The 817-nt window shown below is 60.1% G+C and carries 1 protein-coding gene; it reads left to right on the plus strand.

The window, feature by feature from the left end; translation table 11 throughout:
- Positions 1-77: 77 nt before the first annotated feature.
- On the plus strand, positions 78-677 hold the full coding sequence (locus tag APM_RS18795) for a recombinase family protein (protein ID WP_007424977.1): 600 nt from the start codon (positions 78-80) through the stop codon (positions 675-677).
- Positions 678-817: the final 140 nt, after the last annotated feature.

Genomic DNA, 817 nt, shown 5'->3' on the forward strand with positions numbered 1-817 from the left:
TGCCTGGTTTTTTCCTGTCGCATATCTTTGTCGCAAGTCGTATTCATTACGCGACATAACGTGCGACAGGGAAGTTCATGAACGATTCTGCAACCGGCCCCTTGATCGGCTACGCCCGCGTCTCCACTCAGGGCCAGGATCTCGCCCAGCAGCGCGCGACGCTGCGCGAAGCCGGCTGCACCCGGATTTTCGAGGAGAAGGTTAGCGGGGCAAAGCGTGACCGGCCAGAATTGGCACGCCTGCTCGATCACCTGCGTGCCGGTGACGTGGTGACGGTCACGCGCCTGGACCGGCTTGCCCGCTCCACCCGCGATCTGCTGGATATTGCCGAGCGTATCAAAGAGGCTGGCGCCGGCTTGCGCTCACTGGCCGAGCCGTGGGCCGATACCACGACGCCGGCCGGCCGCATGGTGCTGACCGTGTTCGCCGGCATGGCCGATTTCGAGCGGTCCCTTATCGTCGAACGTACCAGCACTGGCAGGATAGCAGCCAAGGCGCGCGGTGTGCGCTTTGGGCCGCGGCCTGCTCTCGCGGCCGAGCAGATCGCTCATGCCCGTCAGCTCATCGAGGTGGACGGCAAACCCGTGGCCGAGGTTGCCCGCTTGCTGGGCGTCCACCGCGCCACCCTTTACCGGGCCTTGGAGAAACACCAATACCCGAGTTGGACAGTGGGGTGAGAACGGATGGAGAACGAATGGATATAAGTCATTGATTTATAATGGGTGAAATTTAGGCGCAGAAAATGTGTAGTAACAACATTTTTGGCTGAATAGCAGTTTTTTGTTGAATTCGGCATGGCGTTGCCGTCACAACATCC

Source organism: Acidiphilium sp. PM, from assembly GCF_000219295.1.
Lineage (GTDB): Bacteria > Pseudomonadota > Alphaproteobacteria > Acetobacterales > Acetobacteraceae > Acidiphilium > Acidiphilium multivorum.

Excerpts from the sequence above, each read along its gene's own strand:
- APM_RS18795 (WP_007424977.1), top strand. The coding sequence starts at position 78 with ATGAACGATTCTGCAACCGGCCCCTTGATCGGCTACGCCCGCGTCTCC.